The sequence below is a fragment of the Microcoleus sp. PH2017_12_PCY_D_A genome, from assembly GCF_020738565.1.
In the GTDB taxonomy this organism is placed as follows: domain Bacteria; phylum Cyanobacteriota; class Cyanobacteriia; order Cyanobacteriales; family Microcoleaceae; genus Microcoleus.
This window is the reverse complement of sequence record NZ_JAEQCI010000103.1, coordinates 1-12,517: the sequence shown is the minus strand read 5'-3', so window position 1 is coordinate 12,517 and position 12,517 is coordinate 1. Positions and strand designations below refer to the sequence as shown.

Annotated in this window: 6 protein-coding genes; 4 read left to right on the top strand and 2 right to left on the bottom strand. The window is 46.5% G+C overall.

The genetic code is table 11. The features are described from left to right. Positions 1 to 181: 181 nt before the first annotated feature. Entirely contained in the window at positions 182 to 367 is a 186-nt protein-coding gene (locus tag JGK39_RS25625) for a four helix bundle protein (protein ID WP_363318846.1), read from the bottom strand. Positions 368 to 455: 88 nt separating this feature from the next. Continuing rightward, positions 456 to 3,005: a GAF domain-containing hybrid sensor histidine kinase/response regulator gene (locus tag JGK39_RS25620; protein WP_293254531.1), complete on the bottom strand. Its 2,550-nt coding sequence runs from the start codon at positions 3,003 to 3,005 to the stop codon at positions 456 to 458. 402 nt (positions 3,006 to 3,407) lie between these two features. Here JGK39_RS25620 and JGK39_RS25615 point away from each other — a divergent pair, with 402 nt between their 5' ends. The 4 genes from JGK39_RS25615 (at position 3,408) to JGK39_RS25600 (ending at position 11,918) form a co-directional block, all read left to right on the top strand. Then, on the top strand, positions 3,408 to 4,694 hold the full coding sequence (locus tag JGK39_RS25615) for a chemotaxis protein (RefSeq protein WP_293254534.1): 1,287 nt from the start codon (positions 3,408 to 3,410) through the stop codon (positions 4,692 to 4,694). 293 nt (positions 4,695 to 4,987) lie between these two features. After that, on the top strand, positions 4,988 to 6,907 hold the full coding sequence (locus tag JGK39_RS25610; protein WP_293254537.1) for a response regulator: 1,920 nt from the start codon (positions 4,988 to 4,990) through the stop codon (positions 6,905 to 6,907). Between the two features lie 697 nt (positions 6,908 to 7,604). Further along, positions 7,605 to 11,030, top strand: a complete 3,426-nt coding sequence (locus tag JGK39_RS25605; protein WP_293254540.1) for a PAS domain S-box protein — start codon at positions 7,605 to 7,607, stop codon at positions 11,028 to 11,030. 501 nt (positions 11,031 to 11,531) lie between these two features. Then, a complete protein-coding gene (locus JGK39_RS25600; protein ID WP_293254543.1) occupies positions 11,532 to 11,918 on the top strand; it encodes a response regulator in 387 nt (128 codons plus the stop codon). Positions 11,919 to 12,517 lie beyond the last annotated feature (599 nt).

The following is a 12,517-nucleotide window of genomic DNA, read 5'->3' as shown; positions in this document are numbered from 1 at the left end:
TCCCTTCGCCACTGGCACATCAGAGAGGTTAAAAACTAGGGAAGCATTCTTAACGTCTGGTAGGATACCACTCCCAGATGGCTCAGTTTGTCTTAAAGACGCAGGCTAGACACTGTTTTAGTCTCAGATTAAGAAGGTGGTGAATCTTCCTCTTCCAAGCCTCATACCTTGATAGCTGGGGTTAGTGACTATAACGACCTCTTCCTTCAGCAATATTAGCACAGACACTATCAGCAGACCGAACGATCTGTTTGCCCATCGTATCTTTTGTGAAGTAATCCCATTTTTTAACAATCTCCCAAATCTGATTCGCCAAACTTTCCGCCAACTTATAAACCTCTAATTCCTCAAAATCAGGTCTTCCCATAATCACCACAAAAACTCAATTATATTAAATGCCCAATCCCCAATGCCCAATGACCTGTTTGGCCTTCTTCCCAATGCCCAATGCCCCATCATCCATTAATCCCGGCCATTAAAGAAAGAATTTTGTCAAGCAATTGCTCGGGGTGAATTGGTTTCGCCAAACAATCGTTAGCTCCCGCCGTTACAAAAGATATTTCATCCGCAGGAATTTCCTTAGCGCTTAAAGCCAGAATTTTGAGATTTTCAGTAGCTGGTTTTTGGCGCAGTTGTTGAATTATTTCGCAGCCGTTCATCCCGGGCAAACGCATATCTACAATCACAGCATTGGGCTGCAAAAGTTCAATTTGTTCTACGGCCGCCGAACCTTCAATCATCCACACTACTTGCAGTCCTGCTGCTGTCAGGATATCGCAAATCTGCATGGCAGTTTCTTCATCTTCTTCGACGAGGACGATGCTGCCGCGCAAAGAAGAAGAGTGCAGCGGTAAAGAAGAATTAGATTTTTCATATTTAAATTTTGTGGATTCATCTTTGCTTTTAGTTTGGATTGGTATAGAAACTGTAAAAGTAGAGCCGACATCAACTGTAGAGTTGACTTCGATCGCGCCGCCGTGAAGCTCTACTAACTGTTTTGTTAATGCCAATCCCAGACCGGTGCCGCCGTATTCGCGGCGGTAGGGAGAATCTAACTGCTGGAATTTTTGAAACAAGAGCGATCGCTGATCTTCGGGAATTCCAATGCCGGTATCTTTGATTTGAAAAACAGCGGTGCTACCGGGGGGTGCAGTACCGGGCTGCCGCACTGCCGGCGTGCGATTTTTATCTTCTGTTACCCAAACTCGCAGGACGACTCGCCCGCCTTCTGGAGTAAATTTAATTGCATTTCCTAAGAGATTGAAGAGAATTTGTCTCAGGCGGCGGGGGTCTGCGATGAAGCGATCGCACTCTTGTTTAATTCGCTGTTCTTGCATTAGTTCCACGCCTTTAGCCGCAGCTTTTTCTTTGAGGGCGTACAGGCTCTGAGAAGCTAATTTAGAAATTGAAAATTCACTGATTTTTAATACGGCTTTTCCCGCTTCTACTTGCGATAAATCTAAAATATCGTTAATTAATTCTAATAAGTGGTCGCCGCTGTCCCGGATTGTTTGCAGGTACTGCCGCTGCTTGGCAATTGGCACTTGTTTGGTGCCAACTTTGCCGTAAGACCACCGCAGCAGCGTGTCGGAAATGCCGATGACGCAGGTGAGGGGAGTCCGCAATTCGTGGCTCATAGCTGCCAAAAATTCGCTTTTGGCGAGGCTGGCGGACTGGGCGGCGGCGAGGGCCTCGCGCAGTTCTTGCGTGCGCTCTATGACGCGCTGTTCTGAGGTGCACTTTTGCTGCTGGACTTCTGCATAAAGTTCGGCTTGGTAAATGGCGATCGCCAAATGTTCTGCTATTTGCCGCAAAAATGTTTTTTTGCTTTCTTCCCATTCGCACACAGTACACTGGTGGGCGATTAGCAGCCCCCACAATTCGTCTTGAACTACGATCGGCACTAGCAACTTCGCGCGCACCTTCGCCCGCCGCATCAACTCTAAAAAACAATGGTGCGAAGAGTAAGTTATTTCCACATCAGTGACGCACAAAGTCAAACCTTTGCGATATTTCTCTCTGTCAATGACTCCATTGGGAAAACACTGGGCGCCTTCACTAAAATTCAGTACAGACGAGATAGCATCGCTGGCTAAAGATTCGTAGGTGACGCGGCCTAAATACAAGTAAGAACCGGAATTTACTTTAACTTCGGCAGATCCAGAAAACTGGGGAGGTATTTCTTTACGTAATTCGGCATTGTGCGGCGCTGGCACTTTTTCAAATTGATAAATTAACAGGCGATCGACATCCAAAAACTCTCGCACTCTCGAAACGGCTTTTGACAAAATTACTGGCAATTCCAAAGTCTGGCGGATTTGAGTTGTCACCTGATTCAAAAGTCGCTCTTGTTCTAGCTGCTGCTGCAAAGCATCTTCCACAGGCTGACAAAATGAAATGCAGGGACTGGCAATTTGTAAGTGATTGACGGCTTCGGCAATCTGGTGCTGTAGCGTTTCTGGAGCGATCGGTTTGGGTGCGGAATTTCCCTCTATTTCTGTTGGTACCTGTAGGGGCGGGCGACTGTTTTTGCTGGTATCGGTAGCGAGAATATCCAGCAAATTTAGGGTGAATTCGCTTTGCAAAACGGCGGAGTTGGGCTGTATGTTGTTAATTGCTTGTTTGAGGGCGCGAATGTCAATTTGTCTTGGCGGTGCGGGCGTTATTTCTGCGAGTTTGCCTGCGAGGGGAGAGAGGAAATTGGCGATCGCCCCTGGATCGAAAGTCAACTCCACATTTAATTGCGAAGTGAGATGTTTTTCAGTGTGTTTGCGTTTGTTTGTTGCCAACTCATCTAATACCTCGCCCCGCAGCAGCGCGCTAAACCGATCCGATACCACTGCTGCAAACCTTTGGGACGAGTTTCCTTCCCCATTTTCGGGATTGGCGATCGCATCGTCGGCGAGCCAAATCGCCCCCGGGAGTTCAGCCATTTGCTGTAACAACTGGTAAGCAGCCTCAAAGGTTGCGATCGGCAAAGTTCGATTTAAGGTTTTTGGTTTCAATCTAGGTATTTTCCCGGTTGTTTTAAAGGACAAAATATGAATGCCGCTGTTTTGGGGAAGGAACCAGGGGCGCAGCAGACGCGGCCGCTCCAAAAGACTTGAGATGAAAAAAGTCAGTCGATTTTAGATTTTAGATACTTCGACTTCGCTCAGTACAAGTTTTAGATTTACTTGCAGCTTTGTGAATCACCGGAGCAGGAACTTCGAGCTAAAATTTTGGGCTGCTCCCAACTTAAGTCGCGGGCTTGTATCCGTTTTTGGGCGGTCAGAAGGCAGGCTGTCGTCAGGCCCGCGAGCCAAAGAGCTGATTTCTCCCTATAGTTGTCATTACTTTAAACAATCTTATTCCAGTATAATATCAATATATAATTTGTTAACTTCTACTTAACACTATCCGGGTAAATGAGCAATCCAACTCAACTCACCCCCGATTTCACGATCGGACATCTGCCGTGTCACCACTTCCAAGTGAGTGCTGCAACTCCAGGACAGGTAGTGGCGCAAAGATTCGAGCAAGAACCAGACCTGCCTGGAGTGATTATTACTCACGAATCCCAGGTATTGGGCATGATTTCTCGCGTCAAATTTCGAGAGCAAATGAGTCTCCCCGAGCGCGTAGAATTTTACGGGCAGCACCCGATTCGAGCCTTGTTAGATTTTATGAGAATACCGCCTTTGCTGATGGAGGAAAACTGGAAAGTTGAGGATGCCGTGCAAGCGTCTTTCAACAGGCATAAAGATTTAATTTACGAACCAATTATTGTGGTAATGGACAATCAGAGTTTCCGCCTTTTGGACGTTCGTACTCTGGTGATTGCCCAGTCTAAAATTTTAGATCAAGCTAACAAGCTTATTCAAAAATACAGAGTAGAAAGACAGAAATATCTGGGAATTATTCAACAAGAACAGGCAAAATTTTATGAATGCCAGGAGCTGTTAAAATCCCAACACCGTCAATGCCAAAAAATCCAGAATACTCCGAGTCCCCAGCAAGTGACACTGGTCAAACAAGCTGAAGAAATTGCTCAAATGAATCAGCGATTTGTGAAAATTGCGAAGCTAATTTCTTCGGAAGGTCGCCAAGCATTTCAAGCTACTTTTCAAGGTGCTAATTCTATTTGCAACAATACAGATAAAATTTTGGGTGTTAGCAAAGCAATCGCTAACGATCTAGAAACGGTTAACCGCACTTCCCGAACCATCGGGGAGGCGATCGAACAAGTCAGGCATTTAGCAGTACAGGTGGCTGTAGTTACCAATCAAATGGGAAATCAGCCCAGCGGTCTGAGCAAAGTGAGTTTGGAAATTGGCAGACTGGCAAGTAAAACTTTTGAATTGGGGACTCAAATCGAGCAAATTGCCAGCCGGTTTAAACTTCGCGTTCACGAACTCACGGAGGCAGCAAGAGCGGGTGCTAATGTGGCTAAATCTGTGACCATCAAGATCGATCGTGCGGAAATGGCTTTGTTAGAGTTGGAGGAATTAATAGGGGAAAAAGATTTCAATTCACCGACCGCCATCAAAGAAAAATTGGAATTTAAAAAAAGTGTTGTTGCTGATACTTTAGTTAAAGATATAGAAGACGCTGAAGCTGTAGTTTCTGAGTGGGAAGACAAAGTTAAGCAGCAAGATTCATCGCAATATCTGATTCAAAAAATTCAGCAGGCGCTGAAGTCGAAAAAGCCCTAAAATTCCAGCGCTCCTCTGATTGAATTTTGCGATATATATAGGAGAAGGAAAATAAAAAAGGAAGAGACCTTGAGTTATTGTCGCGATATCTGGAAAAAAGCTCGTGTTTCAAGAACTTCACAATCGTCTTGGCGGTTGGTCTGAAAAAAATAAAAGTAACAATTTTACGATTTGAAAATAAACTATTTGTTTGGGGAGCTTAATAGCAATAAATTAGGAGTTTAGCAACGCTATTTCAATCACAAGATTTGGATTTAAAATCACAAATATTAATCAAATCACAGGCTGGGCTTATGAAAATTTTGCTAGTAGAAGATGACACAATTACAATCAATTTGCTGACGCGAGCGCTGAACGCTCACAATTACAATGTGAATACGGCAGAAGACGGCGAAACAGCTTTGCAGTTGGCGCAAGCCTACGATTACGACTTGATTGTTTTGGATGTGCTGATTCCTAAACTGGACGGTATTAGTTTGTGTCGGGAATTGCGATCGTCCGGCTGCCAAATGCCGATTTTACTGCTGACAGCGCTAGATAGCAGTAACGATCGAGTCCAAGGTTTAGAAGCGGGTGCAGACGATTATGTGGTAAAACCCTTTAATCTCCAAGAATTAATTGCTCGAATTCGGGCTTTGCTGCGCCGGGGGAAGGCAAGTTTGTCGAGTACAATTTTGACTTGGGAAAAACTGCAAGTCAACCCGGACACTACGGAAGTAACTTATGGCGAAAAAGTTCTGCATTTGACTCCCAAAGAGTACAATCTGCTGGAACTTTTCCTGAGAAATCCCCGGCGCATTTTCAGCCGCAGTGCCATTCTCGATCGCATTTGGTCGGCGGGCGAATTTCCTCAAGAAGAAGCCGTAACGGCTCATATCAAGGGGCTGCGGCACAAGCTGAAAGCAGCGGGGATGACTGTAGATTTAGTGGAAACTGTGTACGGATTGGGCTACCGGCTCAAAAGTCTGCCGGAGGAGATTGAGAGTCCAAAGGTTGCCCCGGCCACTTTAGAAATTGCTAAAAGTCAAGAAAATGTATCTGCTGAATCGATCGCACAAAGCCAGGAATTAAGCAATGACGAGCGCCGCCTCCAAGTCCTGAGTGTGGTTGCGGAAATTCGGGGCAAGTTAAGAGCTAATTTTATCGAAAAGGTGGGGATATTCGATCGCGCGATCGCCCAACTGCAAACCGGAACCTTGGACAACGAACTGCGGCTCGAAGCCCAGCAGCAAGCTCACAAATTAGTCGGTTCTTTGGGAACTTTAGGGCTGCCGAAAGGTTCGGAAGTTGCGCGCAAAATCGAACAGTTGTTCAAGACTGAAAACATCTGGAAACCGGGGACTGCTGAGCAGATTGAGGAATTTCTGCATTTGCTCAAACAAATCTTCGATCGCCCGCCGGAACCTGAAAACGAGCTGGTTGCTGCGGTTTCCGAAAAGCGCCGCATCCTGATCGTGGATGATGATACTTTGCAGAGCGATCGACTAAAATCAGCAGCATCCGGTTCGGGCTTTGAGATAGAAGTTGCCACATCTGGGCAATCCGCAAGAAGCGCAATTTCTCAACAGCCTCCCGACGCGATTTTGCTGGATTTGACATTTTCCAGAATTCAGGAAAACGGAATTACTTTCCTAGCCGAACTCCGCACTGCAAAACCAGATATTCCAGTGATGATTTTTAGCGGTAACAATCAATTGAGCGATCGAATTGAAGTTGCTCGTTTGGGAGCTTCCGGCTTTTTACACAAATCTATACCCCCAGCAGATATACTCAAAGCAGTCGCCCAGGTTCTCGACCAGACAGGCGCTGCTGAAGCCAAAGTTATGGTGGTAGATGATGACGTGCATTTGTTGGCGGCACTGAGAATCATTCTACAACCTTGGGGATTGCAAGTCACAACATTAGATCGGCCCGAAAAGTTCTGGGAGGTACTAGAAACCACTTGTCCAGATTTGCTAATTTTAGATGTGGAGATGCCCGGTTATAGTGGTATCGAGCTCTGTTTGGCGGTGCGGAACGATTTGCGCTGGAGCAAGCTTCCCGTACTATTTTTGACCGCTCATTCCGAGTCGGAAACTGTGCGTCAAATGTTTGTCGCGGGTGCTGATGACTACGTGAATAAGCCGATCGTGGAACCGGAATTGATTGCTCGCATCCTGAATCGTTTGGAGCGCACTCAACTCCGGCACAAACTTGCTCTGACACAGCGGTAATCTGACAGTTGACTGTTAACAGTTGAGAGTTGAGAGTTGAGGGTTGAGGGTTGAGGGTTGAGGGTTGAGGGTTGAGGGTTGAGGGTTGAGGGTTGAGGGTTGACAATCAAAAATCTTCAATCCCCAATCCAAAATCCAAAATCCAAAATCTAAAATCGTTTGACAGTTAACAGTTGACAGTTTAGTGTCGATTCTCGGCCCAAATACATGACAAATCTCGCTTCTAGCTTAGTCTCGATCCCCCCTAACCCCCCTTCTTAAGGGGGGGGACAAGAGAGTCAGATTCCCCCGACTATCAGGGGGGATGCGAGGGCGGATCAAAGTCCCCCTTCTTAAGGGGGATGCGAGGGGGATCGAGACTAGGCGACAAGCGAGAAATACAAAGGTTTTCAGACCCTCGATCGCCCTGGCACCCCCCTTCTTAAGGGGGGGACAAGAGTCTTCTCTTTCGTCCCCCTTAAGAAGGGGGATGCGAGGGGGATCGAGCCTCAACGGTAAACGATAGATACAAAGGTTTTTAGGCGATTGTTGACATCTAATGATGCAGCGGGCGTCCTTCAGGGCGCAGGTAAGCTTTCGCCAAAACTTGGGATTATTAGATTCTAGGATTCGGACGCGGTGGCGTCGAGGGATGGAGAGCCCGGTCATTTAACAATACAGGCTAATTTAGATAACTGTTCACAATCACATCAAAGCAATGGTATTAACCTCAGATACAGGCGCTGACAATAACAGCGACTGCGAATTAATTTATGACCCGGCTTCGATTCAACCTCACGGCATCCTGTTGGTGCTGGAATCTCCTGTGTTGAAAATTTTGCAAGTTAGCAACAATACTTTTGAGGCGATCGGCATTTACCCGAAAGAACTTGTGGGCCATTTTTTACATGAATTTGTCGAGCTTGATGAAATTGATGCTGTTGAAAAAGCTTTGGTTGAAAACGACCATCAACGTAACTATATCAGTTTATCATTCACAGGTCAAAACCGCAAGTCTTTTTTTCAGGGGAGGCTGCATCAATCAAGTTCATTATTAATTGTGGAACTAGAACAGGTTGTTGCCCCAAAAGCGGGGAATTGTTTCAATTCTTATCATTTAGTCCAAGAGCCGATCGACAAAATCCACAACACGCCAAACCTGCAAGTGCTGTGTCAGACAGTGGTAGAAGAGGTGCGGAGGACGATCGGGTTCGATCGGGCGATCGTCTATCAATTTGATGCCACCGGTGCCGGGGAAGTAATCGCCGAAGACAAAGCAGAAAATTTGGCTTCTTTATTGGGAATGCACTATCCGGCTGCCGATATTCCCCCGCAGGCAAGAAAGCTGTTCAGCATGAATTTAATTCGGTTTATTCCCGATCTTCACTATCAGCCTGTAGAACTAATTCCTGACTGCAATCCGCTGACCGGGATCCCCCTGGATCTGGGCTTCTCCTGGTTGAGAACAGTTTCCCCTTGCCACCTTCAATATCTCAAAAATATGAAGATTGGCGCTAGCATGACAGTGACATTAATCAAAGATCGAAAACTCTGGGGATTGATCGCCTGTCACCACCAAACACCAAAGTATGTCAACTACGAAACAAGAACGGCTTGCGAACTAATAGCAAAGTTTGTGAATCTAGAGCTCAGCTACAAACAAGATAGCGAAGACCGGGACTATGCAATTTCTTTAAAAGAAATTTGCCATAAATTTATCACAGAAATTTCTCAAGAAAACTGCTTTGTAGAAGGTTTACTTAAATCCCGAGATGAATTGCTGGCCTTAGTGGGCGCTACCGGTGGAGTTGTGTGTGCCAATGAAAATTTAATCGCCATCGGCAAAACCCCGGAATTGGCAGAAATCAAAAACTTAATTGCGTGGATAAAAACTCAAATAAATAAGAATGATGTTTTTCATACAGATTGTCTCTCAAAACTGTATCGACCATCCGCTAAATTTAAAGAAGTTGCTAGCGGTTTGCTGGTGCTTGCCATGTCCGAGATGCAAAATTATTACATTTTGTGGTTCCGTCCCGAAGCAATTCAAACTGTCAACTGGGCAGGTAAACCAGACTGGCCAATTGAATTTAAACCGGATGGCACCCCAGTGATGTCTCCTCGCACTTCCTTTGAGTTGTGGCAAGAAACTGTGAGGTTAAAATCTTTGCCTTGGCAGGGGTGCGAAATCGAAATCGCCCGAGAACTGCGAGTGGCAATTGCTAGCATTGAGTTGCGGAAAATCAACCAGCAGCTCAAGTTAGCTTTGTCGGCTACCAAAATCGGATTTTGGGACTGGGACGTGCAGAAAAATCGCATTGTTTGGTCGAGGGAACACGAGGAGTTGTTTGGGTTGGCTCCGGGAACTTTTGACGGAACTTATCAAAGTTTTGCAGCTTGCATTCACCCGGAAGATTTAAAAGCTTTGGAGAGTGCTAGGAATCAGGCGCTCGCCCAGCGAGGAGATTTCTGTCACGAACACCGCGTGATTTGGCCCGACGGCAGCATTCACTGGATGGAGGGAAAAGGTAAGTTTTTTTACAGCGAAACGGGCGAAGCTGTGCGGATGGTGGGGACTGTTAGAGAAATTAGCGATCGCAAAGCTAGAGAATTACAATTGCGCCTGTTAGAATTAGTAGTTACCACGACTAACGACGCCGTGTTAATTACGGAAGCTGAACCGATTGACGAACCGGGCCCGCGAATTCTGTATGTCAACCCAGCTTTCACGCGGATGAGCGGCTATACGCTAGAAGAAGTTTTGGGCAAAACGCCGCGCATTTTGCAAGGAGAAAAAACAGATAGGGCAAATCTCGATCGCATTCGGAGAGCTTTGGAAACCTGGCAGCCGGTGCGGGTTGACTTGATCAATTACCGCAAAGACGGGACGGAATTTTGGGTAGAATTGAGCATTGTGCCGATCGCAGATGAAACTGGTTGGTTTAGCCATTGGGTAGCAGTGCAGCGCGATATTAGCGATCGCAAACAAGCTGAAGCAGCCCTCCAACAGCTCAACGAACTGTTAGAAATGCGAGTTTTGCAGCGCACCCGAGAACTAGAAATTTCTCAAACAGAACTCCGGCAAAGCGAAGCTTTATTTCGCTCTCTGAGCGAGAGTTCCCCCGTCGGCATTTTCAAAATCGATGCTGAGGGGAAATGTACCTATACAAATCCGCGCTGCCAAGCAATTGGTGGTTTCACAGCAGCAGAAGCTTTAGGAGACGGCTGGATGCAGTTTGTTCACCCCGAAGACCTCAAACTAATTGAGTCTAAGTGGTCGGAATCGCGATCGGTAGATGGGGAATTTTCCTGCGAATTCCGCCACATCCAGCCAGACGGAACAATCCGGTTTGGTCGAGCAAAAACAGCTCCGATTTTTTCCGACAGAGGTCAACTAATCGGTTACGTCGGCACAGTCATAGATATCACAGAAAGTCGGGCAATTGAAAAAATGAAAAATGAGTTTATTTCGATTGTCAGCCACGAACTGCGAACGCCGCTGACCTCAATCCGCGGTTCTTTAGGTTTGCTGGCGGCTGGGGTGCTCAAAGATCGACCGGAAACTGCCAAACAGATGTTAGACATTGCGTCGAGCGATACCGAACGGTTAGTGCGTTTGGTCAACGATATTCTTGACTTAGAGCGGCTAGAATCCAGTCAAGTTACCATTGTTAAGCAGTGGTGCGACACGCAGGTTTTGATGCGGAAGTCTGCGGAAGCTGTGATGTCTTTGGCTGCTGAAAATCACATTGATTTGTCGGTGTTGCCTGCGCCGGCACAAATTTGGGCTGACCCGGACAGGATTGTGCAAATGCTGGTAAATTTGTTGAGCAATGCGATTAAATTTTCGCCTCCGGGGTGTATAGTAACTGTCAGGGTTGAAGATTTGGGCGCTCGGGTTTTATTTGAAGTCAAAGATCGAGGGCGGGGGATTCCTGCTGATAAACTAGAAACTATCTTTGGACGGTTTCAACAGGTCGATGCTTCTGACTCCCGGCAAAAAGGAGGTACGGGTTTGGGTTTGGCTATTTGTCGCAGCATCGTGCAGCAGCACGGCGGCAGAATTTGGGCCGAAAGTGTTGTCTCAGAGGGCACGAGTTTCTATTTCACAGTTCCTGCACCGCTTGATGGGGAAGGGGGTTGATTAAACCTCTGGAATAATTATTGTGGAACAGGCAGGATGCCTGTTCCAGACTTACTTTTCACCGCTAGGTCTATTGGTGTCAACTTCAAGTTTTATGCAGTACGGATCTACTGTTAGACGGTGAGACCAAGATCCCCCCTAACCCCCCTTCTTAAGGGGGGGACAAGAGCGTTCTTTGCCGTCCCCCGAATCGTTGCGGGGGGACTGGAGTCTTCTCTTTCGTCAACCCTTACTCCCCGAGGATCGGGGGGACAAGAGCGTTCTCTTTCGTCCCAAAAAAAGGGGGGCACTGGAAATAAATCAAAGTCCCCCGACTATACGGGGGATTTAGGGGGATCGGGCTTCGGCTACAAACCAGAGATACAAAGGTTTTACTATTAAGTAAACACCAAGGAGAAGGATATATTTAGATTTTTTAGTTCTCGGTTTAAGTAGGTGCATCTCGCGTGCGTAAGTCTTGTTTCGGTTTAGGATGATTAATTTAAAATTTGGGTTTTAATTATGTCAGCAAAGCGCATTCTGGTAATCGATGATGAACAAAACCTTTGCAGCGTGATTCAGGCTTGTCTGGAACATTTAGGCGGCCACAGGGTGCTGATTGCGCCCGAGGCCAGCCAAGGATTGCTTTTAGCTGAAACTGAAGTCCCTGACGCTATTCTGCTGGATGTGATGATGCCTGATATGGACGGAGTTACTTTGTTTGGTTTGCTGCAAAAAAATGCGGCTACTCGGGGGATTCCGGTGATTTTTCTGACTGCTAAGGTGCAGGCGATGGATTTGAGCGAGTTTGCTGATTTGCCGGTAGCGGGGGTGATTGCTAAGCCTTTCGATCCTTTGGGTTTGGCGCAGCAAGTTGCGGGAATTCTGGGTTGGGAAACGTTGCTTTAAGAAAAGACTCGGCGATTGAAATCGCGTCTTGTAAAACGAAGTCGGCCTGGGCCGACTGAAGAATTAAGGAAAAATTCGGCGATTGAAATCGCGTCTACACAAACAAAGTCGGCCTGCGCCGACTGAAGAATTAAGGAATTAAGTCGTGGGATGGGCGTCGGGCCCGTCCAGAAAAGACGGGCCCGACGCCCATCCCACAAATATGTGTAAATTATTTAATTCCGATCCTAAGGGGGGCATTAAAACCGGATGAGGCTCAGAAACTGGTTTCTAGTTCTCATTCTCTTGCTAAAATCTGGCAATTATGTTAACAAACCGGGTTTCTGCGTGCGGGAAAGTCCTAGTTTTTCCGGCTGTTTTCAGAATTTCCTCATTTTTTTGATTTAGGTTTGAGATCGATCGGTGATTGGTTACTTCAAACCCTGATTCCCTAGAAGTTCCAGAGATGACCTCAGGGAGTCGGGGTCTTTTGTTGCCCGTATAGTCGAGCTGTTTGTGCGTATTTAGGGCTTGCCGAAAAAGCCTAAAACCTTTACAGAGAAAGACTTTGACTGGTTTGAACGCTCCGCGTGTGCAAGCTTATGAGCTAAAATCTGTCC